Source organism: Amycolatopsis sp. NBC_00355, assembly GCF_036104975.1.
Taxonomy (GTDB): domain Bacteria; phylum Actinomycetota; class Actinomycetes; order Mycobacteriales; family Pseudonocardiaceae; genus Amycolatopsis.
In genome coordinates this window covers 5519460-5542859 of sequence record NZ_CP107982.1, presented here as the reverse complement: position 1 = coordinate 5542859, position 23400 = coordinate 5519460, and the positions used below count along the sequence as shown (strand labels likewise).

Here is a 23400-nt window from a genome sequence, read left to right as displayed (position 1 = left end):
CGGGTACCGGACGCCCGTCGCTCAGCCGACTTCGCTGAACATCGGCGGTGTCGGCGTCGCCAGCCCCATCCGCACCTGCTCGACCGGCACCGGGATCGCCCCGGCGTCCGCCATCGGCTTCGGGCGTGGCTTGCGCGGCTTTCGCGTGCCCGCGCCGCCACCGCGGCCCGGGTACACGAGCAGTCCGCGCGCCGGGTCGGGCACGGCGTCGAGCGCCGCCGTCACGACCGGCAACGCCCGGAACGCGTCCCGGCTTTCCCCGGAACGGAATTCGATCTCCAGCACGACGCCCCAGCGGTGTTCGTGCCACACCCACTGCTCGGCGCCGTTCGTCAGTGCTGCTTCGGTCAGTGCGTCACCCCGGGCGAGCCGCCACAACGAAGCCGTGGACTCGCCATCGAAGACCTCGATGGTCAGCCAGTGGTCCATGGGATCGACGTTACGCCCGGCGACACCGCACCGGTGTTGCGTTTCGGGTGCGATGGTGTGAGAGGGTATGCGCTGTGATGCGGATCATGGGGCGCCCTCGCGCGCTGGTCGCGGTCGTTGCCGGAGGTCTTCTGCTCGCCGGGTGCGGCACGGGCCCCAGTCAGGTCGGCAGCGCCGCGATCGTCGGCGACCGCTCGGTCTCGCTCGAACAGGTGCAGTCGCTGATCGACCAGGCCGTCCGGACTCAGCCGTACGCGCAGAAGCTCGCGCGTGAGCACAAGGTGGAGCTGCTGGGCCGGGAGGTCGTCCGGCAGCAGGTGCTGCACGAGCTGACGGCGAACGCCGCACAGCGGGAAGGCATCGTCGCCGACCAGAAGAAGATCGCCGGCCTCATCGCGCAGGAGACCGCCGCCCCGGTGACCGACACCGGCCAGGGCGACCAGGTCGCCGTCACCCAGATCATCTCCCAGCTGCGCGACCGCACCGAGACGGCGACCGACGTCGTCCTCGAGCAGCAGCTCGCCCAGAAGTACCTGCCGAAGCTGTCGGTCGGTGCGGAGTACCTCGGCATCAAAGCCTCGGGTGACGACGACGACGTCACGCGCGCCCGGGCCCTCGACTACGGGAAGCAGTTCCTGGCCGACCCCGGCAAGATGACGGCCGCGATCCAGCAGGCGCAGGCGGAAGGACAGCAGGCGCAGCAGACCGGGATGCCCGCTCCCAGCGGGTTCACCGCCGGGGGGTCGCAGCTCTTCGGCGCCGACCAGTACCCCGGGCTGGCGTCGACTCCGGTGTTCGGCTCGCCCCAGGGCAGCGTCGTCGTCTTCCAGGCGGAGAAGCCGCAGAGCCCGGACTGGTTCGTCTTCGTGATCCACACCCGTGGCACCGACCAGGCGGTGCCGGCCGACCAGCCGCCGCAGAAGCCGTCGGACGCGCAGCTGACCGCGATCGGCACGCGGCTGCTGCAGCCCTACGTCGACCAGACCGGGCTGCGCATCAACCCCCGCTACGGCGTGTGGGACGTCATGAGCATGAGCGTCGTGCCGAGCCTGAACCCCGCCCGGGGCGCGGTGCTGGTCCGGGGCTCGTCCGCGCAGCAGTGAGCTCGGGCGTCGTCGTAGTCGTCCGCGGGGCGACACTGCCCGCCGCGGCGCTGAAGATCCTGCGTGAGTCCACGGCCGTCTACGCGGCCACGGACGTCGACCCCGCGGTGTTCGGGGTCCCGGCCGTCACGGAGGCGCGGTCGCTGAAGGACATCGTGCTGCTCGCGACGTCGCGCGAGGAGCCCGCCGCGTCCCTGCTCATCGCGACCGGCGCGCAGGTCATCGACACGCCCGTCCCGCCGCTGGTCGAGGCCGCGGACGTGATGGACCGGCTGCGCTCGCCGGGCGGCTGCCCGTGGGACGCCGTGCAGACGCACGAGTCGCTGCGGCAGTACCTGGTCGAGGAGACCTACGAACTGCTCGACGCGATCGAAGACGGCGACCGGGAGGCGTTGCGCGAGGAGCTCGGCGACGTCCTGCTGCAGGTGCTCTTCCACGCCCGCGTCGCCGCCGAGGACCCGGCCGACCCGTTCGGCATCGACGACGTCGCGGCCGCCCTGGTCGAGAAGCTGGTCGGCCGGCACCCGCACGTCTTCGCCGACGCCGACGAGGTGCGCACGGTCGAGCACCAGAACCTCAAGTGGGAAGAGCTGAAGCAGCGCGAGAAGCAACGTCTGTCCATTGTGGATGGCGTCGCGCTCGGCCAGCCGGCGGTCGCGCTGGCGGGCAAGCTCGGCCAGCGCAGCGGCCGCGCCGGCATCCCGCTCGACCTCTTCCCCGAGGGCTCGAACGCGGCCGCCCAGCTGTTCCGCATCGCGGCCACGGCCCGCCGCGCGGGCGTCGACCCCGAGGGTGAGCTGCGAGCGCTGGCGAAGGGGTTCGCCCTGGAGGTCCGCGCCGCCGAGCAGGCCGCCCGCGACGCGGGCCTGGAGCCGACCACCCTGGAAGCCGACGGCTGGCGCAAGTTCTGGCCCACCCGCGACTGACCCCCCCAAGCGCCACTTTCCCTAGGAAAGATGCGTCCGAAGGGGCCCTGGACGTATCTTTCCTAGGGAAAGTGAGCGTGACGCAGGTCACGGTCGGGTGAGAACCGGATCGGGTCTTCCGGCGTCTTGCCTGGTGTGAGGATGAAGCCACTGGAGGACGCCGACGAGGAGCACCTCGTCCGGCGCACGGCCAAGGGCGACCGCGCGGCGTTCGAAGAGCTCTACCGCCGCACGTCGCCCTGGCTGGCCGTGCGCCTGCGCCGCCGGTGCGCGGACGAGCAGGTCGTCGCCGAGGTCATGCAGGAGACGTACCTGGCCGTCTGGCGCGCCGCGGGCTCGTTCGCGGGGGCCGCGACGGGCGGCTCCGCGGTCGGCTGGGTGTGGACCATCGCCGTGCGGCGGCTGGTCGACGCCTTCCGCCGGCGGGCGCACCACGCGCAACCGCCGCCGGTGATGGCGCTCGACGTCGCGCCGGCGCCCGGCGCCGAAGAAGAGGCGCTGGCGGCGGCGGTCGGCGACGAGGTCGGGGACGCGCTGCGCGACCTCGCGCCCGAACTGCGAGCGGTGCTGCAGGCGATGGTGCTCGACGGGCTGACCGTCCGCGAGACCGCCGTCCTGCTCGGGCTGCCGGAAGGAACCGTCAAGACCCGCGCCCGCCGGGCACGGATCGCGATGCGGGAGGCACTGTCATGAACCATGCGACGGACCGGCTCATCACCGGGTACGCGGCGGGTGACGACCTCCCCGGTGACCAGCTCTGGGGCCTCGAAGCGCACCTCGAGGCCTGCGCCCAGTGCCGGGCGAGGCTGGCCGCGCTGACCCCGGTGCAGCCGGTGGTGGACCTCGTCTGGTCGCGGCTCGCGGTGGACATCGAGCTGCCGAGCGCACCCGCGCACCCACGTCCGGTGCCGCATCCGAAGCGGCGGTGGCTGTCGACCTGGGTCACCCCGGTGATGGTGCCGTGGCTGGCGATGATCGTGCTGCTCACGCTGCTCGCGGTGGTGTTCGACCAGTTCTGGCACACGGTGTTCGACACGACGGCGGTGCAGCTGTTCGCCCCGGTGCTGCCGGTGCTGGGTGTGGCCGCGTCGTGGGCGCGGGGGCTCGACCCGGCGTACGAGGTCGTCGTCTCGACCCCGCGGGCCGGGCTGTACCTGATCGCGCGGCGGACGGTGGCGGTGCTGCTCGTCGTGCTGCCGGTGCTCGGGGCCGCCGGCTGGCTGACCGGGACCGGCGTCGCGCTCTGGCTGCTGCCGAGCTTGGCCTACACCACCGGCACGCTCGCGCTGGGCGGGCTGATCGGGGTCACCCGGGCGGCGTACGCGCTGATCGCGGCTTGGGCCGCGCTGGTGGTGCTGCCGTCCGCGGTGGCCCAGCAGCAAACGTTTGCGCTCACCACCGGCGCGTTGCCGGTGTGGGCGGGGGTCTTCGCGCTGACGACGGTGGTGGTCGCCCTGCACAAGGGCGCCTTCACCCGGCTCGGCGTGGGCAACTAGGGAGGAAGACATGCGTGCTGTCGGGGCCGCCGAGATCGCGCCAACGGCCTACGCCTGGGAGATCCAGGCCGAGGGGCTCAAGGTGCGGGCAGGGCGGCGGAAAATGGCGGTGGACGGGCTGGACCTGTCCCTCGGCAAGGGGGTACACGGCTTGCTCGGGCCGAACGGCGCGGGCAAGACGACGCTGATCCGCGCGCTGGCGACGGTGCTCAGGCCGGCGGAAGGCCGGCTGACGCTGCTCGGCGCACCCGTCGGGGGGCGTACCGGGCAGCGCGGCCTGCGCCGCCGGATCGGCTACCTGCCGCAGAACTTCGGGTACTACAAGCGGTTCACGGTCCGCGAGTTCGTCGAATACCTGGCGTGGCTCAAGGAAGTGCCGAAGGCGGACGTCCCGGGCGCGGTGCAGCGGGCGATCGAGCGCGTCGGGCTGGCCGACCGCGCCGACGACCGGATGAAGACGTTGTCCGGCGGCATGGTCCGGCGCGTCGGGATCGCCCAGGCGATCGTCAACGACCCGGACGTCCTGCTGTTCGACGAGCCGACGGCCGGCCTCGACCCGGCGCAGCGCGTCCGGTTCCGCGAGCTCGTCCAGGAGCTGGGCCAGGACTCGTGCGTGCTGATCTCGACGCACCTGGTCGAGGACGTCGCCACGGCCTGCTCCGACGTCGTGCTGTTCGACGCGGGCAAGCTGGTCTTCCAGGGCACCCCCGGCGAACTGGCCGCGGCCGGGACGCCGGACCACGTCGGCGACAGCCCGATCGAGCGCGGGTATTCGGCGCTGCTGAACCACGAGCCGGGCAAGGGGGCCTGGTGATGGTCTTCCGCATCGAACTCCGGCGCACCATCGCGCCCTGGGCCGGGCTGGCGCTGGTCGTCGTCGCGCTCGGGTTCCTGTTCCTGCTGCCCGGCCCGTGGTGGAAGGTGCCGGCGCCGTGGACGGGGAACACGACGACCACCGCGCTGTGGCTGCGGTTCCTGCTGGTGTTCCTGTGGCCGATCGCCGTCGGCGCCGGGGCGATCCAGGGGATGCGCGACAGTCGCTCCGGCATGGTCGAGCTGTTGTCCACGACGTCCCGGCCGGGCTGGCACCGGGCGCTGCGGCTGGCCGGTGCCGTGGGGGCGCTGAGCGCGCTCGGGGTCGTGGTGGTGTTCGCCGTCGGCCTGGCCGAGGTGCTCGGGCACGGCGGGTTCGTGTCCGCGAGCTTCCTGCCGGTCCTCTTCGTCGGCCTGCTCGCCGTCGTGGCGGGGAGCTGGATCGGCCTGGCGATCGGGCGGCTGCTGCCGCACCCGCTGACCGCGCCCGCGCTGGCCGTGCTGACCCTGGTGGTGTCGGTGCTGACGTCGCTCGAGGGGAGTGCTGCGGTCTCGTACATCCGATTCGGGTTGCTGACGCCGGTCTTCGGGGAGCCACGGGGCGCACTGGTGACGACGGCGACGTCGGTGGACCTCGGGCAGACGGCGTGGTTCTTCGGGCTCGCCGTGACGGGATTCCTGGTGCTGGCGGCGAATTCCGCGCGGGCCAGGGTCCTGGGCCTGCTGCCGGTGGTGGCCGGGGCGGCGATCGCCCTGCCGGTCTTCCCGGCTTCCGCCGGCGGGCTCCTGACCGCGGACAGCATCGCCGCGCAGAAGCTCTGCGACGGCCCGATCTGCGTCAGCCGGGCTCATGAAGACCGGCTGGCCGCGCTGGCCGCGCCGGGGCGGGAAGCGCTGGCGATGCTGGCGAAGCTGCCCGGCGCGCCCACCCGGATCGAGGAGCGGACGGCGCCGAACTCCGTCGCCGCCCGGCCCGCCCGCGATCCCGGCGTCGTCTACCTGGACTTCCAGATCAACGACGACCTGCTCACGGCCGACGCGAGCACCCTGCGGCTCGCGGTGCTGTCCGGCGCCGGGCTGCCCGCGTGCATGCCACCGAGTTACGGCGACGTGCCCGACACGGGCAGCCGCATGATCGCGGCGGCGTACTTCACCGGCGAGCTGAAGCTGCTGCCCGAGTACGGCGGCAGCTGGTTCCGCCACGAGTCCGGCCGGATCGAGCCGGTGTGGCAGAAGTTCCACGCGCTCCCGGCGGACGTCCAGTTCGCCCGGATCGTCGCGCTGCGCCAGGTGCTGCTGACCTGCCACGGTGACCCGATCGACACACTGGTGCCGGGGGCGCTGCGATGAGGTGGGTGCTGCTCTACGCCCGGTCGAGACAGCTCCCGGCGGCGTTCGCGGCCCTGCTGGTGGCCACGGCGGGCCTGTGGTTCCTGGCGCGCGACTGGTGGTCGCCGGTACCGGTCATGCTGACGCTCACGGCCGCGATCGCGGTGGCGGCGATCGGGCTCAGCGGCCAGGACCCGGACCTCGACCGCACCGCGGCGCTGCCGTGGCCGGTCCGCCGGTTCGCCCACCTGGCGCTGATCGGCCTCGTGGCCGGTGGCGCCGTGCCGGCCGTCCAGGAGCTGGGTGCGTCCACTGTCGACTTGCCGATCATCCTGCGTGACGCCGCGGGCCTGCTGGGCCTGGCCGGCCTGGCGGCGACGGTCGCGGGCGGTCAGTTCGGCTGGACGCTGCCCCTGCTCTGGGCGGGCATCACCCCGTTCGTCCAGCACGACGGCTCGACGACGAGCCACATCGTGGCCTGGATGCTGCAACCACCGGCCACGACCGCCGCCACCTGGACGGCCGTGGTGCTGGCGGTGGCGGGCACGGTGGCCTACACGGCCTGGGGTGGCCGCCGGTAGCCGTGCGGCCGCGCGGATCTCGCGTGATGCCCCACCGGGCACGCGAGGTTCCGTCCGGGATCTGGAGGCTCGGGCTCCGTAGCTCGGGCGTGCGCGGGGGAACCTCACGTGACCGGCGGGGCATCGGACGCCGGTGCGGGCACCCCCAGCGCCCGCACCGCCGGTGCGTCAGACGTTGCGGATGTTCGTCTCCAGCTCCAACGGCTCCCGGTCCCAGTCCTCGACGCCGAAGGCGAGGATCCGGGCCGGGTGGATGCGGATCACCGCGTCGTCGAAGTGGTTGTCCGGCAGGGCGACGCCGACCAGCGCCTCGGCGCGGCCGCGGATCTCCAGGCAGCGGACGCGCCACGGGTTCGTCGACGGGAGGTCGTCGACGACGAACGCGACCTGGTCGTTCGTCGCGATGTTGCGGAATTTCTTGCTGGAGCGCAGGTTGTGCCCGGTGACGTCGATCGTCCGCTCGTCCGGGTTGTAGCGGAAGCCGACCGGGTTGACCTGGAGCTTGCCGTCGGGCTGGGCCGTCGCCAGGCGGCCGAGGGGCTGGCCGGCGAGGTACGCGAGCTCTGCTTCGGTGAACATGACCTCCAGCCTCCAACTTCAAGCTCGCTTGAAGTCAAGAGAAGACGCCGTCGGCGAACACGAGTTTCGTGAACCGCTCGCCGATCCGGCGGTGCGCCGCCGGGTCCGGGTGCAGGTTGTCCGGCAGCGGGAACTCCGCGAAGTCCGCTTCGCCGTACAACTCGCGGCCGTCGAGGTAGTACAGCCGGGCATCCTGGCGAGCCGCCACGATCCGCGCCAGCTCGCTGCGGATGACCTGCAGCGTCAGCTTGCCCGCGGCCGTCTCGGCGGGGTCGCCGGTGGCGCGGAACCGCACCTCGCCGGCGGCCAGCGCCTCGTGGTCGAAGTCCCCGGGCCCCGGCGTCTCTTCGTGGATCGGACAGAGGATCGGCGAGACGACCAGCAGCGGCGTGTCCGGGTGGCCGTCGCGGATCGTGTCGAGGAACCCGTGCACGGCCGGGCCGAACGCGCGCAGGCGCATCAGGTCGGCGTTGACGACGTTGATGCCGAGCTTGACGCTGATCAGGTCGGCCGGGGTGTCGCGCATGGCGCGGGCGGTGAACGGGTCGAGCAGCGCGTTGCCGCTGAACCCGAGGTTCACCAGATCCACTCCTGCGGCGGTGGCGGCGAGCGCGGGCCACGTCCCGGACGGGGTCGCGGCGTTCGAACCGTGGCTGATCGAGCTGCCGTGGTGCAGCCAGACCCGGCCCGGGGCCGGCGCGGCCTCGACCGGCGCGTCGGTGCGTAGGGCCACCAGTTCGGTGATTTCGTTGTGCGGCAACCAGATTTCGACGTCCTTGAGGCCGGCGCCGAGTCCGGCGAACCGGACGCGGCCGGTCGGGCCGTCGGCCCGCGAACCGGCGCCGGTGGCCAGGTCGACGGTCAGCGTGCTGCCGCCCTCGACCACGCCGGATCGCTCGAGGCGGCCGTCGACGAGCAGGTCGTAGACGCCGTCCGGCCGCGGCGGGGCGCCGGGGTACACCACCTTGGTGGGCCGGGTTTCCAGCTCGACGACGTCGGCCCGGGTCCGGAACCGCAGCCGCACGCCCGCGGGCTGCGCTTCGGCCATGGTGAGGCGCGGGTCGGTGTTCTGCGTCCGGGCCCGTGCGGGCAGCCGGTGCGGGACCAGGCCGAGCTCGGTGGGCTCGAGTTCGAGGGCGCCGCGGACCAGCGAGGCGGTGACGGGGGTGGTGATCATGACTGGGGCCAATCGCGGAGAAGGGTGTCGAGGACGGCCAGGATCCGGGTCCAGGACTCCTGGGAGGCGGGGGAGCTGTGGTCGAAGCCGCCCTGGGACTCCAGGTCGACGTAGCCGTGGAAGACGCTGCCCAGCAACCGGACGGCGTGCGTCTCGTCCGGCCCGGTGAGGTCGTAACCCCGCAGGATCGCGCGCATCATCTGCGAGTGCCGGACCCCGGCGCTCGCGGCGGCGGTCTCCGGGTCGAGCCGGAATTGCGCGGCGGCGTACCGCCCAGGGTGCTCCCGGGCGTAGTCGCGGTAGACGTCGGCGAAGGCCACGAGCGCGTCGCGCCCCGCCCGCCCGGCCAGCGCGGCGGCGGCCCGGTCGGCGAGCTCCTCCAGCGCGAGCAGGGCGATCTTCGTCCGCAGGTCGTGCGCGTTCTTGACGTGCGAATAGAGGCTCGCGACCTTGACGTCGAACCGCCGCGCCAGCTCCGACGGCGTCACCTGCTCGAAGCCGGCCTCGTCGGCCAGCTCCGCCCCGGCGCGCACGACGCGTTCCGTGGTCAACCCAGCACGAACCATGACTACACTCCCTTTTGCCTAAAGCGAGTGTAGATCAGCCTAAAGGCATTAGGCAAACAGGGCGTCGCCCCAGGAGCCGGTCGACGAAACGCCCGGTGGGACGGCGAAGTGCGCCGAACCCGTGTGCTGGACGTACTCCATCATCGCGTCCTTCGAGGACAGCGCCTGCTGCATCGGGACGTACTGCTTGCGCGTGTCCCGGTTGAACGCCAGGAAGAACAGCCCGGCTTCGAGGTGCCCGACGCCGTCGGAGCCGTCGACGAAGTTGTAACCACGGCGCAGGATCCGCGTCCCGTTCAACGCCTGGTGCGACGCCAGCCGGACGTGGGCGTCCTCCGCGATCAGCTTCTCGCCGCCCGCGCCGCCGACTTCCAGGTCGATCTCGTCGAACTCGTTCTGCTGCCCCAAAGCCGCTCCGACGCCCTTCGTGCGGCCGATGATCTTCTGCTGACCGTCGAGGGTTTCGCGGTCCCACGTCTCGATGTGCATCCGGATCCGGCGGGCCACCAGGTAGCTGCCGCCCGCCATCCACGCCTGCCCGTCGGCCGCCGTGGCCCACACCTGGTCGCGCAGGTAGTCGGTGTCCTCGGACTTGATGTTGTTCGTGCCGTCCTTGAAGCCGAACAGGTTCCGCGGGGTCTGCTGCGCCCGCGACGTCGACGAGCTGCGGCCGAAACCGAGCTGCGACCAGCGGACCTCGGTGACGCCGAAGCCGAGCCGCACCAGGTTGCGCACCGCGTGCACGGCGACCTGCGGGTCGTCCGCGCACGCCTGGATGCACAGGTCGCCGCCGCTGCGGGCGGGGTCGAGCTTGTCCTTCGGGAACAGCGGCAGGTCGATCAGCTGCGGCGGCCGCTTGGCCGCGAGGCCGAAGCGGCCGTCGAACAGCGACGGCCCGAACCCGATGGTCAGCGTCAGGTGCGACGCCGGCAGGTCGAGCGCCTCGCCGGTGTCTCCCGGCGGGGCGAACTCGCCGCCGCCGACCGCGCCGTTCGCGACGACCTCCTGGCCCTCCGTCATCCGGCGGGCCGCGTCGGTCCACGTCTTGAGCAGCTGTCGCAGCTTCTCGCGGTCCTTCGTCGTGACGTCCAAGGCGGCGAAGTGCAGGTTCGCCTGGGCCGGCGTGACGATGCCGGCCTGGTGCTCGCCGTGGAAGTCGACGGTGGTCACCGCCGCCTCGGCGTTGCCGCTGGTCGCTTTGTCGATCCCGATGCCCGCCGCGGCTCCGGCTCCGGCGAGCGCGACACCCGCTCCCGCCAGGCCGAAGAGCTTCCGGCGGGAGACGCGGGTGCCGTCTTCGGTCCCGCCTTTCAACGTCACCGTGACACAACCTCCGCAACCTTGCTCAGCGGCTCGCTCAGCGCGTCGACGGCGCTGGCGAAGGCCTTGATCTCGTCCTGGGACAGCTGGTTGTAGAACTTGTAGCCGTCCCCGACGCGGGTTTTGTCCAGCAGGCCCTGCACGTTCGCGAACTCCTTGTCCAAAGTGGACACGAGGGCCGCGTCACGCTCCTGCAGCAGCGGCCGCAGCGAGGCGATCGCGCCCTTCGAGCCGTCCACGTTGGCCTGGAAGTCCCACAGGTCGGTGTGCGAGAAGGTCTCCTCCTCGCCGGTGATCTTGCCGGTGGCGACCTCGTCGAGCAGGCCCTTCGCGCCGTTCGCCAGGTCGAGCGCGGTCAGCTCGAGGGTCTTCGACTTCGCGACCAGGTCCTTGACGTCGGTGAGCAGCTTGTCCGCGATCTGCGGGCTGTCCGGCTTGAGGCCGGTCACGTAGAGGTCCTTCTCCAGCCGGTGGAACCCGGTGAACTGCTGGTTCGGCTCGAGGTCGGCCTCGCGCACGTCGATGGCCGGGTCCAGGTCGCCGAACTTCTCGGCCACCGGCTCGATGCGCTCGTAGTAGACGCGGGTGGTCGCGTACGCGGCCTTCGCCTCGTCGACCTTGCCGGCCTTGACGAGGTCGACGAACTTGCCCGTCTGCTCCTCCAGCGCGGCGGTGTTGTTCGCGACGTAGTCGGCGTAGCTCTTGGTGGCCGCGGCCTTCCGCGCGTTGGCGTCGGCCTGCTTCGGCGCGCCGCCGGTGATGGTGAAGTCGCCGCGGATGCCGTTGCCGGCCATGCCCGGCTTGCACGCGGTCTGGTACTTGCCCGCGTCGGACGCCTCGACGATCAGCCGCCGGTTGAGGCCCGGCGCGATGTTCTCGACCTCGCCGATGATCCGGTCGCCCTCGGCGTAGAGGTAGAACTCGGTGACCTTGGCGCCCTTATTGGTGATCTCGAAGGTCACGTTGCCCGCGGCGGCGGTGTTGGCCGAGACGGTGCACGCGGTGTCCGAGGCCTCGACCTTGATCGGGCCGCCCGCCGCACCGGTCGAGGACTCGGTGCCGGTGGTGCCCTGGCCGTCGCACGCGGCCAGCGTCACCAGCGCGGCGGCGCCGGCCACCAGGGCCAGCGGGGTTCTGTGGGTCTTGCGCACGGTCACTCCTTCGGGGCGGCCGCGGCGGCGGGCACCGGCGCGGTCTTCTTGCTGGGCTTGAGGAAAAGGGGCAGCACGATGGCGACGTAGGCGACCCACGCGATGGCCTGCAGCACGGTCGTCTGCTGCGAGTAGTTGAAGATGCCCTTCAGGAGCGCGCCGTACCAGGACGTCTCCGGCAGCGCGTCCGACGCGTCGAACGCCAGGGTGTTGATGCCCGGCAGGAACGCGGCCTCCTGGAGGTCGTGCAGGCCGTAACCGAGCACGCCGGCGGCGACGAAGACCAGCAGCACACCGGTGATCGTGAAGAACTTCGCCAGGTTGAACCGGACGGCGCCCTTGTAGAGCAGGAACGCCAGGATCACGGCGGCCACGATGCCGATGGCGAACCCGATCAGCGGCTGGACGGTGTCCGACTGCGCGGTCTGGACGGCGGAGTAGAAGAACACCGCGGTTTCCAGGCCCTCCCGGCCGACCGCGAGGAACGACAGCAGCAGCACGGCCATCGGGCCGACGTCCAGCGCGTCGTCCATCTTCCCGCGCAGCTCGGCGGCGATGCTCTTGGACGCCTTGCGCATCCAGAAGATCATCGCCGTGACGAACACGACGGCGACGATCGACAGGCTCCCGCCGAGCAGCTCCTGGTGCTCGAACGACAGCTGGGCGGTCGTGTAGGTCAGGACCGCGCCGACGGCGATCGACAGCAGCACCGCGGCGCCGACGCCGGGCCACACCCAGCGCAGCGCGTGGCGCCGCTCGGTCTTGACCAGGAAGGCCACGAGGATGCTCACGACGAGCGCAGCCTCCAGGCCTTCACGTAGCCCGATCAGCGCGCTCGAGAACAACACCGGTCCGCCTCCTGTTTCGTCCGCCCCCGTGAAGTTTTTAGGTAAGGCTCACCTGTAAGTCCAGCGCGCGCACGTCCGGGAGCGACGGAAGAACCGGGCAAAAGGGACCGACGGCCGAAGTTAGGTTAGGGTAACCGCAGGTCAGCGTGCTGCGCGTCGACTCGATAACAAAATCTGTGACGTCGCTGGCAGCGGACCTGTTTTTACCCTGCGTTTGCCTTGTCAGGCGATCGTGGTCCCTCTTGAGTGGCTCCGTAACCTGATCGGGTGGCCGATACCGCTCAGCCGACCGTCACACGTCCGGACCCGCCGCCCTCGGGTGGTCCCCCGCGGCGCTATCTCGGCCGGGCGGCGTTCGCGGTGGCTCTCGTGCTCACCGGAGTGGTCCTCGTCCTCACCATCGGTGTCCGGAACCCGGACGCGCCGGCGGCGCCCCCGCCGCCCCAGCCGGCGCTGGCCATCCCGGAACAACGCCCGCAGCCCGGCGCGGAGTCACCGCGGGCCGGGCTCGCCGCGCCGGTCGACCGGCCCGCGGTGTCCGACCAGGCCGAGCTCGACGCGTGGGCGACCCGTGTCGCGGACAAGACGCACATCCCGGCACGCGTGGTTTCGGCGTACGGCCGGGCGGAAATGTGGATGCAGCGCCAGAAACCGACGTGCCACCTGTCGTGGGCGACGCTCGCGGGCATCGGCCGGGTCGAGGCCGAGCGCGGGAAGTTCGACCTCTCGGCGATCCGGCCGGACGGCCGCGTCGTCATGCCGGTGGTCGGCCCGCCGCTGGACGGCTCACCCGGCGTCCCGGCGGTGCACGACACCGACGGCGGCAAGCTCGACGGCGACAAGTCGTGGGACCACCTGATCGGCCCACTGCAGTTCCCGCCGTCGACGTGGAAGAAGTACCAGGAGCGGGCCAACGGCGACGGCGGCACGCCGGACCCCCAGAACGTCGACGACGCGGCCTTCACGGCGGCGCGCTACCTGTGCTCGGGCGGCGACGACCTGGGCACCCCGGCCGGCTGGTGGCGCGCGGTGCTGTTCTACAACTCGGCCGTCACGTACGGCCAGGACGTCTTCAGCGCGGCGGACGCCTACGCGGAGGCGAGCGTCGCGCCGTGAGGCCTACAGCTCGCGGTCGGCGAACAACGGCGTGACCGCCATCAGCACCAGCAGCAGCAGTCCGGCGTACGCACCCAAAGTGGCGAAGATCGACATTTCCGGTTCCTCCCTGTTCGGTCTGGAACCAGCTTCTCCCGCGGAGGGGTGCGAGCGGATCGGCCGAGGGGCCCGGAGAGATCGGCCGAAAGTACGGTCCTCCGGCCCTGGTCCCTGGTCCCGCAGCGCCTAGTCCCGCAGCGCGATGTGCGCCTTGACCTCGCTGATCGCTTCGAGGTACTCCGGCACCGGGTTCATCGCCGAAGCCATCTTCAGCTGCGCCAGCGCCTCGACGAACCGGCCCAGGCGCTGCAGGGTGCGGCCGAGGAGGAAACGGGCGTAGTGGTCCGTCGGATCCAGCTCCAGCACCCGGGTCAGCGCCTGTTCGGCGCGCCGCAGCTGGGCGGAGTGGAAGTAGGCGCGCCCGGCGAGCAGGTGCACCGACGGCTTGTCCGTCTCGGATTCCAGGAGCGGTTGCAACGCCTTCAGCGCGTCGAGCGGGCGACGGCGGCCGACGAGCTCTTCGGCCTGGCGGAAGGCATGGAACCGCGACTCCTCGGGAGGCTGCGAAGCAGCTGCGGCGTCCGTCATGGTCACTCCGACTTTACCTCGGGAGAGGGGCTAACACACGCCCGTGAACGGGACGTGATGGACTGTGCCGCCATGAGCAGCGGGTACCGGGGCTTGGCGCCCTACCTCTACTACGCCGACGCCACCGCGGCGCTGGCCTGGCTGACCAGGGTCTTCGGGTTCACCGAGGAGGTCCGCTTCTGCGACGCGGCGGGCGAGGTCTTCCAGGCGACGCTCCGCGCGGGCGAAGCGCGGATCCAGCTCGCGGGCGTCGGCCCGGACTACTGGCAGGCCAAGGGCGTCGACGGCCCGGTCGGCCAGCTCAACATCCTGTACGTCGACGACGTCGACGCCTGGTACGAGCGGATCGAGGCGGCGCTCGGCGACGAGGGCGAGCTCGATCCGCCGCAGGACCAGCCCTACGGCGCGCGGGTGTTCACCGTCGGCGATCTCGGCGGCAACAGCTGGACGTTCTGGCAGCAGACGTCCGACGTCGTGGAGCTGCCGCCGGGCTGGCAGGCCGTCCGCGCGGACAGCTGAAGACGCTGGCGGACCGGCCGCTACCGGCCGTGCCTCCAACGGGTGAACTGCGGTGACGGCTAGGCTGGGCGCGAAACCGCAGGCACGACGCACCGAGGAGCATGGCGTGGCTCTCATCGAGCAGGTAGGCGCGCGCGAGATTCTGGACTCGCGCGGCAACCCGACCGTCGAGGTGGAGGTCGCCCTCGACGACGGCACCCTGGCGCGGGCCGCCGTCCCGTCGGGCGCGTCCACCGGCGAACACGAAGCGGTCGAGCTCCGCGACGGCGACACCGGCCGCTACAACGGCAAGGGCGTCGAGCGCGCGGTCGCCGCGGTGCTCGACGAGATCGGCCCGGAGATGGTCGGCATCGAAGCCGTCGACCAGCGGATCGTCGACCAGAAGCTGGTCGACCTCGACGGCACGCCGGCGAAGTCCCGCCTCGGCGCGAATGCCATCCTCGGCGTCTCGCTGGCCGTCGCGAAGGCCGCCGCCGAATCGGCCGACCTGGAGCTGTTCCGCTACCTGGGCGGGCCGAACGCGCACGTGCTGCCGGTCCCGATGCTGAACATCCTCAACGGCGGTTCGCACGCGGACAGCAACGTCGACGTCCAGGAGTTCATGATCGCGCCGATCGGCGCGGAGACCTTCCGCGAGGCCCTGCGCTGGGGCGCCGAGGTCTACCACTCGCTGAAGTCGGTGCTGAAGGGCCGCGGCCTGTCGACCGGTCTGGGCGACGAAGGCGGCTTCGCGCCGAACCTGGCGAACAACCGCGAGGCGCTCGACCTGATCCTGCAGGCCATCGAGAAGGCGGGCTACACGCCGGGCCGTGACGTCGCGCTCGCGCTCGACGTCGCCGCGACGGAGTTCTTCGCCGACGGCGCGTACACCTTCGAAGGCAGCAAGAAGAGCGCGGAGCAGATGTCGGCGTACTACGCCGAGCTGATCCGCGACTACCCGATGGTCTCCATCGAGGACCCGCTGAGCGAGGACGACTGGGACGGCTGGGTCACCCTGACCGCCGAGGTCGGCGAGAAGGTCCAGATCGTCGGCGACGACCTGTTCGTCACCAACCCGGACCGGCTCGAGGAAGGCATCACCCGCCGCGCCGCCAACGCGCTGCTGGTGAAGGTCAACCAGATCGGCACCCTGTCCGAGACGCTCGACGCGATCTCGCTGGCCACGTCGTTCGGCTACAAGTCGATGATGAGCCACCGCTCCGGCGAGACCGAGGACACCTTCATCGCGGACCTGGCGGTCGCCACCGGCGTCGGCCAGATCAAGACCGGTGCCCCGGCCCGCGGCGAGCGGATCGCCAAGTACAACCAGCTGCTGCGCATCGAGGAGACCCTCGGTGACGCCGCCCGGTACGCCGGCGAGCTGGCCTTCCCGCGGTTCAGCGCCGAGGGCTGAGCCTGTTATGGCGGACCGGGGGAGGGCACCACGCAGCCGGGGCGGCAACCGCGCCGCCGGCGGCGGTGCCACGCGGGTGGGCGGGTCCTCGCGGGCCCGCCGTCCCGAAGCGGCGCGGGCGCGCCGCACCGGCGACGCGGAGACGACCAGGGCCCGGCTGCGCCGGGGCTTGGCGCAGAAGCGCGCGTCGGGTGCGGCGAAGGTGCTCGGCATGTCCACCACCCGCCGTGCGGCGGTGGTGGCGATCGTGGTGTGCGCGCTGGCGTTCACCATCGCCGTGCCCCTGCGCACGTACCTCTCCCAGCGGACCGAAATCCGCCAGCAACAGGCGCAGCAGGCGTTGCTGCAGCAGACGGTCGCTCAGCTCCAGGGCCGCAAGGCGGAGCTGAGCGACCCGGCGCAGATCGAGGCGGAAGCCCGGCGGCGGCTGCGGTACGTCAAGCCGGGCGAGACGCCCTACATCGTCCAGCTGCCCGAGGACAAGGCCCAGGACACGATCCCGCAGCCGGGCCAGCAGCAGATCCCGGACGGCTCCTGGTACGACAACCTCTGGAACCAGGTCTCCGGCGGCTGACGTCCTCGCGGACCGCCGCCGGGGAGATGTACCCCACGCATTAACCTTGAGTGCGTGAACAGCACGCAGCAGCACCGGTTCGAGCCCGTCACCGACGCCGACCGCGAGATCATCGCGGAGCAGCTCGGACGGCCGCCGCGGGCGCTGCGGGCCGTCGCCGCGCGGTGCCCGAGCGGCCACCCGTCCGTCGTGCAGACCAGCCCGCGGCTGGAGAACGGCACGCCGTTCCCGACCCTCTACTACTTGACCTGCCCGAAGCTGAATTCGATGATCGGCACGATCGAGGCGTCCGGGATCATGAAGGAGATGACCGAGCGGCTCACCACCGATCCCGAGCTCGCCGCGCAGTACCAGCGCACCCACGAGACCTACCTCGCCGAGCGCGACGCGATCGAGCCCCTCGGCCACCAGGTCACCGCCGGCGGTATGCCGGGCCGCGTCAAGTGCCTGCACGTGCACGTCGCCCACTCCCTCGCGGCCGGCCCCGGCGTCAATCCTTTCGGTGACGAGACCCTCGCGCTCCTTAAGGCGAACGGGTGGCCCACGGGAGAGTGTGCCGAGTAACGAACGCGGGCCGTGAGGAGATAACTGGTCTGGGTGAGCGAAAACCCCGGTCCGGGAAGATCCAGACTCCCGAAGGGGTGAAACCGCGCCCCGGGTACGGCAGGCTGTCACCCGAGGGTGGGTTGACCGGTCCGGCCAGGAGGGTTTCGAGCGATGCGCGTGCGGCGACTGCCTGACGCAGTCGGGAGCTACACCCGAAGATTCGGGATCCGCCACCGCAGCGCGTACCCGCTGATCACCGGTGTCCTCGCGGTGATCCCGGCCCTGGTGGCCGGCGCGGTCACGCTCGGCTGGCTCGGCGGCAGCGGAGACCACACCCGCGACGCCGCACTCGCCCAGGGCTACGACCCCGGCCGCGCCGCCATCCAGCAGATCGCCGTCGACGGCACCCTCCCCGGCGCCCCCATCCCGCTGCCGCTGCCGGCCTACGAACTCCCCGACGGCCCGCTCGGCATCCCGGCCACCGCGCTCGCCGCGTACCACAACGCCGCCGACATCCTCGGCCGCGAGCAGCCCGCGTGCCACATCGACTGGGCCCTGATCGCCAGCATCGGCCGCATCGAGTCCAACCACGCCCGCGGCGGGTACGTCGACGCCGCCGGCACCACGCGCGAGCCGATCCTCGGCCCGGAGCTCAACGGCCAGGGCGGGTTCGCCGCGATCCCGGACACCGACCAGGGCCTGCTCGACACGGACCCGGTGTGGGACCGCGCGGTCGGCCCGACCCAGTTCATCCCGGGCACGTGGCGCGGTTACGCCTCCGACGGCAACGGCGACGGCAAGTCCGACCCGAACAACATCTTCGACGCCGCCCTGGCCACCGGCCGCTACCTCTGCTCGGGCGGCTTCGACGTGGCGAACCCGGACCAGCTGCGCGGCGCGATCTACCGCTACAACAACTCCGACACGTACGTGAACACGGTGGTCCTCTGGGCCGACGCGTACCGCAACGGCATCATGCAGATCCCGGACAGCACGATCCCGGTCGGCGCGCCCAACGCGGCACTCGGGCCCCCGCCGCCGTCGATCCCGCCCCCGCCGGTCCCGACGACGACCCCGGCCGCCCCGCCGACGTCGACCCCGCCGGGCGGCACATCGACCGCGCCGACGACGTCGAAGCCGTGCGCCCCACCGACGACCACGCCGACCACGACGACGGAGATCAGCGTCACCACGGTCCCGTCCCCGACGACGACTCCGCCGGACACCAGCACCACGCCCAGCGGCCCGACGACAACACCGACCCCGAGCTGCGGCGCGATCATCACCTCGGTCTCGACGTCGGTCACCACGACCACGACGACGCTGCCGACCCCCGCCAGCTGAGGCAAAGGCGTCACTTTCCCTGGGAAAGATGCGTAAACGGCCCCGCGAGTGGCACTTTCACGACGAAAGTGGCGGGTTGGCTAGGGTGGATCCCATGCCTCGTGTTGCCGCGATCGACTGTGGGACCAACTCCATCCGCCTGCTCGTCGCCGAGCTGACCCCGCGCCACGACGGCACGGTGGACCTGCGCGACCTGCACCGCGAGATGCGCATCGTCCGGCTCGGCCAGGGTGTCGACGCCACCGGCGAGCTCGCCCCCGAAGCGCTCGAACGCACCCGCGTCGCGCTCGCCGACTACACGATCGCCGCCCGCCGCAAGGGTGCCGAGAAGGTGCGCATGGTCGCCACCTCCGCGACCCGCGACGCGAAGAACCGCGACGACTTCTTCCGCATGACGCGCGAGACCCTCGGCGTCGAGGCCGAGGTGATCTCCGGTGACGAGGAAGCCCGGCTCAGCTTCACCGGCGCCGTCGGGGAGCAGGACCCGGACGACGGCCCGTTCGTCGTGGTCGACGTCGGCGGCGGCTCGACCGAGCTCGTCCTCGGCACCTGGGACGGCCGCAAGGCCGAGGTGCTCGCCGCGAAGTCCGTCGACATCGGGTGCGTCCGGATCACCGAGCGCGCCCTCAAGAGCGACCCGCCCACCGCCGAGGAGATCGCCGTCGCCCGCGACCTCGCCGGGAAGGTGCTGAGCGAGGCGTTCGACGTCGTGGACGTCTCGCGCGCGAAGACCTGGGTCGGTGTCGCCGGCACGGTGACGACGCTCTCGGCCATCGCCCTCGGCCTCACCGAGTACGACAGCGAGCGTGTCCACCTGTCCAAGCTGGGCGCCGCGGACATCGACCGGCTCGCTTCGGGCCTGCTGCACGCCGACCACGCCACCCGCGCGGCGAACCCGGTGATCCACCCCGGCCGGGTCGACGTGATCGGCGGCGGCGCCGTGGTGGTCCAGATCCTCGCCGAGCAGCTCGCGGCCCGCGGCGGCCCGACCGAGCTGATCGTCAGCGAGCACGACATCCTCGACGGCATCGCCCTTTCGCTCGTCTAGACCAGTTACACCCAGTCACCTCGAGGTGACGCGCCCGCGGCGGTGGTCCAGGCCACCGCCGCGCGTTGGCGCGCCCGAAAGGGCTTGTGCCACAAGGGATTTCGCGACCAACCCTCGGTGAGCGCGCGATGACAAGGCGTCCGCGCTAGGCCGTCCGGAGTATCCGATTACCTACGTTGGTTGTGCTCCAACCAGGTGGTCCTGACGGTCGTCACACATTTGCAACACCGCACTCCTGTGATCACCTTCGCCGCCCCCGATAGCGTGCGTCCCATCTTTCGGACAGCCGGATTGTGGAGGGGATCATGCGTCGTTCGCGCAGGCTCTGGGGAAGTTCCGCGGTGGTGACCACGCTGGCACTGGTGCTCGCCGCCTGTGGGGGCGGCAGCTCAGGCGACTCCACGGGCTCGGGCGGGACGGACCCGGACGGCACGGTCAGCGTCTACGGCACGGAACCGCAGAACGCGCTGGTCCCGACCAACATCAACGACCTCGGCGGGACCAAGGCCATCCAGGTCATGTTCGCCACGCTGGTCGGCTTCAAGGGAGCGGACGCACAGCCGTTCAACCTGATGGCCGACTCGATCACGACGACCGACTCCAAGGTCTACGACATCAAGATCAAGCAGGGCTGGAAGTTCCACGACGGCACCGAGGTGAAGGCGCACAACTTCATCGACGCCTGGAACTACGGCGCCTACGCCCCGAACGGGCAGCTCAACACCGACTTCTTCTCGAACATCCAGGGCTACAAGGACGTCCACCCCGAGGACAAGAACGCCAAGCCGGCCACGGACAAGATGTCCGGCCTGGTCCTCAAGGGCGACTACGAGTTCCAGGTGACGCTGGACGGGCCGTTCTCGGTGTTCTCGATCAAGGTCGGCTACCAGGCGTTCGCGCCGCTGCCCGACGTGTTCTTCAAGGACCCCAAGGGCTTCGAGCAGCACCCGGTCGGCAACGGCCCGATGAAGTTCGTCTCGCGGACGCCGAACCAGGACATCAAGCTCACCCGCTTCGACGACTACAAGGGTGACGACAAGGTCCACTTCAAGGACCTGAACATCAAGATCTACGCCAGCCAGGAGACGGCCTACCAGGACCTGCTGAGCGGCCGGCTCGACTTCATGGAGGCGCTGCCGCCGTCGGCCGTCGCGGGCGGCAAGTACAAGGCCGACCTGGGCGACCGCCTGGTCACCGGCCACCTGCTCGGGATCAGCACCATCGCCCTGCCGTACTACGTCCCGGGTTACGACAACCTGGAGCTGCGCAAGGCCGTCTCGATGGCGATCGACCGGGCCCAGATCACCAAGACCGTCATGAACGACACCTACGTGCCCGCGGACAGCTACATCGCCCAGGGCATCCCGGGCGCCCGCACCGGCGTCTGCCAGTTCTGCAAGTTCGACCCCGCCGCGGCGAAGGAAGCCTTCGCGAAGTCCGGCTTCAAGGGCAAGCTGACCATCGCCTCGAACGCGGACGGCGGCCGCAAGGAACCGCTGACCGCGGCGTGCAACAGCATCAAGAACACCCTCGGCGTCGAGTGCGACTTCGTGCCGGCCACCGACTTCGGTCAGTGGCGCAGCATCGTGACCGGCAAGAAGCTCACGGGCATGGGCCGGTCGGACTGGTCCGCGGACTACCCGTCCATCGAGGACTTCCTCAACCCGATCTACAAGACCGGCGGCTCCTCGAACGACTCGTCGTACTCGAACCCGCAGGTCGACTCGATCCTCGGCCAGGCCGACGCGACGGCCGACAAGGACGCCGCGGTCAAGCTGTACCAGCAGGCCGAGGACCTGATCGCCAAGGACCTGCCCTCGATCCCGGTGTGGGACGAGAAGGGTGTAGCGGCGAAGTCGAAGAACCTCAAGTCCGCGGGCCTGGACTTCCGGCGCATGCCGGACTACCCGTCCATCGAGGTCCTGAAGAAGTGACGCGCTGACCTGCCGTAACCACCACCACGCCGTCGTGAGTGTCCAGGGCGGTTCTAACCGCCCTGGACACTCACGACGGCCGGCGCGCACTAGGAATCCGTCATGATCCGCTATGTCCTGCGACGGCTGCTCCAGCTGATCCCGGTCTTCTTCGGCACCACGTTCCTGATCTACGTCCTGGTCTGGGCCGTGCCCGGCGACCCGTTCGCCGGCAAGTGCGGGCAGACCGCCTGCCCCCAGGCGTACATCACGCAGATGACCGAGAAGTTCCACCTGGCCGACAACATCTTCGTCCAGTACTTCAAGTACCTCGGGAGCCTGTTCACCGGCGACTGGGGCGAGACCTTCAACGGCACCTCGGTCGGCGAGCTGATCGCGACGTCCTACCCGATCACCCTGCGCCTGGCCGTGGTCGCGGTGATCATCGAAGCCGTCATCGGCCTCACCGCCGGCGTGCTGACCGGCCTGCGCGGCAAGGGTTTCCTCGACAACCTGGTGCTGGTCTCGACCACGTTCCTGATCTCGCTGCCGGTGTTCGTCACGGCGATCGTGCTGCAGCTGGCCCTGGGCACCAACGGCCTCGGCCTGATCGAGGCCAGCGTGTCCGACAACCCGAGCATCGGCGAGCTGATCGTGCCCGGCATCGCGCTCGGCAGCCTGTCCATGGCCTACGTCGCCCGGCTGTCGAGAACGAGCATCGCCGAAAACCGCCGCGCCGACTACGTCCGGACGGCGATCGCGAAGGGCCAGCCCACCAGCCGCGTCGTCGGCGTCCACCTGCTGCGCAACTCGGTGATCCCGGTGCTGACGTTCCTCGGCACCGACCTCGGCGCCCTGATGGGCGGCGCGATCGTCACCGAAGGCGTGTTCAACATCAACGGCCTGGGCGGGCTCATCTTCCGCGGCATCCAGAACCGGGAGAGCGCCACCGTCGTCGGCGTGGTCGTCCTGCTGGTGCTGGTGTACCTGCTGATGAGCCTGATCGTCGACCTGCTCTACGCCGTTCTCGACCCGAGGATCCGCTATGACTGACCCGAACCTGGTGGGCGGCGGCGGGGCCGACGCGGCCGAGCTGTCCCGCATCGACGACTCCGCGACCAGCCCGCAGAAACCCCGCAGCCTGGCGGCCGACGCCTGGCGTCAGCTGCGGCGCAAGCCGGCGGTCGTCGTCTCGGCGGTGATCATCCTGGTCATCGTGCTGATCGCGATCGCGCCCGGCCTGTTCAGCTCGCGCGACGCGGGCTTCAGCGACCTGACCCACGCCAACGAAGGACCGTCCGGGAGTGCCTGGTTCGGCTACGACAACCAGGGTGCCGACGTGTTCGCCCGGACGATCTACGGCACCCGCGCGTCGCTGCTGGTCGGCGTGTTCTCCACACTGCTGACCGTCCTGTTCGGCTCGCTCGTCGGCATCGTCGCCGGTTACTACGGCCGGTTCGTCGACAGCCTCCTGTCGCGCTTCGGCGACATCTTCGCCGGCCTGCCGTTCGTGCTCGGCGCGATCGTCATCCTGACGACGTTCAACGCGCCCGGCTCGAACCCGGGCGCGGTCACGATCATCGTCCAGGTCGTCTGCTCGATCGCCGTGCTGAGCTGGCCGGTCGCGATGCGCATCATGCGCTCGGCGACGCTGGTGGCCAAGCAGCTCGACTACGTCAAGGCCGCGCGCGGCCTCGGCGCGAGCACGCCGCGGATCATCTTCCGGCACCTGCTGCCGAACACGATCGCGCCGGTGCTGGTGTACGCCACCATCGCGCTCGGCGCGTTCATCGGCGCCGAGGCGACGTTGGCCTACCTCGGCATCGGCGTGCGCGCGCCGGTGATCTCGTGGGGCGTGATGATCAGCGACTCGCGGGACTACTTCCGCAGCGACCCGCACATGCTGCTGTTCCCCGGTGCCTTCGTCACCCTGACCGTGCTGGCCTTCGTGATGCTGGGTGACGGCATCCGCGACGCGCTCGATCCGAAGTCGAGGTAGATC

25 protein-coding genes are annotated in these 23400 nt (G+C 70.9%); 17 read left to right on the top strand and 8 right to left on the bottom strand.

The annotated features are described in order from the left end of the window. Window positions 1-21: 21 nt before the first annotated feature. The gene (locus tag OHS18_RS24650; RefSeq protein WP_328612557.1) at window positions 22-429 is read right to left on the bottom strand and encodes a hypothetical protein; all 408 of its coding nucleotides are present in this window, start codon (window positions 427-429) and stop codon (window positions 22-24) included. An 86-nt stretch (window positions 430-515) separates the two neighbouring features. Here OHS18_RS24650 and OHS18_RS24645 point away from each other — a divergent pair, with 86 nt between their 5' ends. The 7 genes from OHS18_RS24645 to OHS18_RS24615 all read left to right on the top strand — a co-directional run bounded on the left by OHS18_RS24645 (window position 516) and on the right by OHS18_RS24615 (window position 6677). Beyond that, entirely contained in the window at window positions 516-1532 is a 1017-nt protein-coding gene (locus tag OHS18_RS24645) for a hypothetical protein (RefSeq protein WP_328448779.1), read from the top strand. Then, window positions 1529-2458 carry a MazG family protein gene (locus tag OHS18_RS24640; protein ID WP_328612556.1) on the top strand — a complete coding sequence of 310 codons (930 nt, stop codon included), beginning with the start codon at window positions 1529-1531 and terminating at the stop codon, window positions 2456-2458. Before OHS18_RS24645 ends, OHS18_RS24640 begins: the two co-directional genes overlap by 4 nt. Before the next feature lie 141 nt (window positions 2459-2599). Then, window positions 2600-3151: an RNA polymerase sigma factor gene (locus OHS18_RS24635; RefSeq protein WP_328612555.1), complete on the top strand. Its 552-nt coding sequence runs from the start codon at window positions 2600-2602 to the stop codon at window positions 3149-3151. Beyond that, on the top strand, window positions 3148-3954 hold the full coding sequence (locus tag OHS18_RS24630) for an anti-sigma factor family protein (protein ID WP_328612554.1): 807 nt from the start codon (window positions 3148-3150) through the stop codon (window positions 3952-3954). The genes OHS18_RS24635 and OHS18_RS24630 overlap by 4 nt, the downstream gene beginning before the upstream one ends. A gap of 10 nt (window positions 3955-3964) precedes the next feature. Then, complete coding sequence (locus tag OHS18_RS24625) at window positions 3965-4768, top strand: ABC transporter ATP-binding protein (RefSeq protein WP_328448787.1); 804 nt, start codon at window positions 3965-3967, stop codon at window positions 4766-4768. Next, complete coding sequence (locus OHS18_RS24620; RefSeq protein WP_328618568.1) at window positions 4768-6117, top strand: hypothetical protein; 1350 nt, start codon at window positions 4768-4770, stop codon at window positions 6115-6117. The genes OHS18_RS24625 and OHS18_RS24620 overlap by 1 nt, the downstream gene beginning before the upstream one ends. Continuing rightward, a complete protein-coding gene (locus OHS18_RS24615) occupies window positions 6114-6677 on the top strand; it encodes a hypothetical protein (protein ID WP_328612553.1) in 564 nt (187 codons plus the stop codon). The genes OHS18_RS24620 and OHS18_RS24615 overlap by 4 nt, the downstream gene beginning before the upstream one ends. Before the next feature lie 168 nt (window positions 6678-6845). Here the strand turns inward: OHS18_RS24615 and OHS18_RS24610 are convergent, their stop codons facing one another. The 6 genes from OHS18_RS24610 to efeU are packed head-to-tail and all read right to left on the bottom strand — an operon-like array spanning window position 6846 to window position 12318. Further along, window positions 6846-7256, bottom strand: coding sequence for a PPOX class F420-dependent oxidoreductase (locus OHS18_RS24610; protein WP_328448791.1), 411 nt, complete (start codon window positions 7254-7256; stop codon window positions 6846-6848). Between the two features lie 34 nt (window positions 7257-7290). Next, window positions 7291-8433: an SGNH/GDSL hydrolase family protein gene (locus OHS18_RS24605; RefSeq protein WP_328612552.1), complete on the bottom strand. Its 1143-nt coding sequence runs from the start codon at window positions 8431-8433 to the stop codon at window positions 7291-7293. Next, complete coding sequence (locus OHS18_RS24600) at window positions 8430-8999, bottom strand: TetR/AcrR family transcriptional regulator (RefSeq protein ID WP_328448795.1); 570 nt, start codon at window positions 8997-8999, stop codon at window positions 8430-8432. Before OHS18_RS24600 ends, OHS18_RS24605 begins: the two co-directional genes overlap by 4 nt. Before the next feature lie 48 nt (window positions 9000-9047). Beyond that, on the bottom strand, window positions 9048-10319 hold the full coding sequence (efeB, locus tag OHS18_RS24595; protein WP_328612551.1) for an iron uptake transporter deferrochelatase/peroxidase subunit: 1272 nt from the start codon (window positions 10317-10319) through the stop codon (window positions 9048-9050). Continuing rightward, a complete protein-coding gene (gene efeO / locus OHS18_RS24590; protein ID WP_328612550.1) occupies window positions 10316-11476 on the bottom strand; it encodes an iron uptake system protein EfeO in 1161 nt (386 codons plus the stop codon). Before efeO ends, efeB begins: the two co-directional genes overlap by 4 nt. Then, the gene (gene efeU / locus OHS18_RS24585; RefSeq protein WP_328612549.1) at window positions 11473-12318 is read right to left on the bottom strand and encodes an iron uptake transporter permease EfeU; all 846 of its coding nucleotides are present in this window, start codon (window positions 12316-12318) and stop codon (window positions 11473-11475) included. The genes efeO and efeU overlap by 4 nt, the downstream gene beginning before the upstream one ends. A gap of 369 nt (window positions 12319-12687) precedes the next feature. Here efeU and OHS18_RS24580 point away from each other — a divergent pair, with 369 nt between their 5' ends. Then, a complete protein-coding gene (locus OHS18_RS24580) occupies window positions 12688-13434 on the top strand; it encodes a murein transglycosylase (protein WP_328459200.1) in 747 nt (248 codons plus the stop codon). A 225-nt stretch (window positions 13435-13659) separates the two neighbouring features. Here the strand turns inward: OHS18_RS24580 and OHS18_RS24575 are convergent, their stop codons facing one another. Continuing rightward, window positions 13660-14061 (bottom strand): tetratricopeptide repeat protein, encoded by a 402-nt coding sequence (locus OHS18_RS24575; protein ID WP_328448803.1) that lies wholly within the window; start codon window positions 14059-14061, stop codon window positions 13660-13662. Between the two features lie 72 nt (window positions 14062-14133). On the opposite strand from OHS18_RS24575, the gene OHS18_RS24570 reads away from it, so the two are divergent. The 9 genes from OHS18_RS24570 (at window position 14134) to OHS18_RS24530 (ending at window position 23397) form a co-directional block, all read left to right on the top strand. Further along, window positions 14134-14580 carry a VOC family protein gene (locus OHS18_RS24570; RefSeq protein WP_328612548.1) on the top strand — a complete coding sequence of 149 codons (447 nt, stop codon included), beginning with the start codon at window positions 14134-14136 and terminating at the stop codon, window positions 14578-14580. Between the two features lie 106 nt (window positions 14581-14686). Next, a complete protein-coding gene (gene eno / locus OHS18_RS24565; RefSeq protein WP_328448807.1) occupies window positions 14687-15973 on the top strand; it encodes a phosphopyruvate hydratase in 1287 nt (428 codons plus the stop codon). 211 nt (window positions 15974-16184) lie between these two features. Continuing rightward, window positions 16185-16547 (top strand): FtsB family cell division protein, encoded by a 363-nt coding sequence (locus OHS18_RS24560; protein ID WP_328618567.1) that lies wholly within the window; start codon window positions 16185-16187, stop codon window positions 16545-16547. 54 nt (window positions 16548-16601) lie between these two features. Beyond that, window positions 16602-17111: a DUF501 domain-containing protein gene (locus OHS18_RS24555; protein ID WP_328448809.1), complete on the top strand. Its 510-nt coding sequence runs from the start codon at window positions 16602-16604 to the stop codon at window positions 17109-17111. Window positions 17112-17264: 153 nt separating this feature from the next. Continuing rightward, window positions 17265-18437, top strand: coding sequence for a lytic transglycosylase domain-containing protein (locus OHS18_RS24550; RefSeq protein WP_328612547.1), 1173 nt, complete (start codon window positions 17265-17267; stop codon window positions 18435-18437). A 94-nt stretch (window positions 18438-18531) separates the two neighbouring features. Continuing rightward, window positions 18532-19485, top strand: coding sequence for a Ppx/GppA phosphatase family protein (locus tag OHS18_RS24545; RefSeq protein WP_328612546.1), 954 nt, complete (start codon window positions 18532-18534; stop codon window positions 19483-19485). Between the two features lie 305 nt (window positions 19486-19790). Further along, complete coding sequence (locus OHS18_RS24540; RefSeq protein ID WP_328448815.1) at window positions 19791-21419, top strand: peptide ABC transporter substrate-binding protein; 1629 nt, start codon at window positions 19791-19793, stop codon at window positions 21417-21419. A 102-nt stretch (window positions 21420-21521) separates the two neighbouring features. After that, the gene (locus tag OHS18_RS24535) at window positions 21522-22451 is read left to right on the top strand and encodes an ABC transporter permease (protein WP_328448816.1); all 930 of its coding nucleotides are present in this window, start codon (window positions 21522-21524) and stop codon (window positions 22449-22451) included. Then, a complete protein-coding gene (locus OHS18_RS24530) occupies window positions 22444-23397 on the top strand; it encodes an ABC transporter permease (RefSeq protein ID WP_328448818.1) in 954 nt (317 codons plus the stop codon). Before OHS18_RS24535 ends, OHS18_RS24530 begins: the two co-directional genes overlap by 8 nt. Window positions 23398-23400 lie beyond the last annotated feature (3 nt).